This is a genomic window from Desulfocicer niacini (genome assembly GCF_054657595.1).
The window spans coordinates 1-353 of the sequence record NZ_BAAHYK010000201.1 but is presented as its reverse complement, the minus strand read 5'-3'; the positions used below and the strand labels follow the sequence as shown (position 1 = coordinate 353).

Sequence of the window (353 nt, the reverse complement as noted above, 5' to 3'; positions counted from 1 at the left end):
TACCACTGCCTTTCCGTCCGAATGGGAGGGTCAAAATGTACTTGCCAACTGATCTACGCCCATCTTCCTGCTCGATAGAGGCACAAAATGTAGAAGTTTCCGACATTTTTCGACGTCATATCAATGATTATCAAGCCCGGTATAAACTCCATCCGGAGCATTACAAGGTGGCGAGTGATATCATGGAGTGTCGGACTCCTTACCTTGGGGGACATATCCACGCTTGTTCCGATTGCGGACATGAAATTGAGCTGTACAACTCATGCGGCAATCGCCACTGTCCAAAATGCCAGACCGTGGCCAAGGCAAGGTGGCTTGAGAACCGGAAGGCCGAGCTTTTACCGGTCCCCTAC

At 50.4% G+C, this 353-nt stretch carries 1 protein-coding gene; it reads left to right on the top strand.

Going from position 1 to position 353, the window contains the following annotated elements; genetic code table 11:
* Positions 1 to 35: 35 nt before the first annotated feature.
* Positions 36 to 353, top strand: a 318-nt coding sequence (locus ACYQ2M_RS25390) for a transposase zinc-binding domain-containing protein (RefSeq protein WP_459919187.1), incomplete at its 3' end; no start/stop codon positions are given.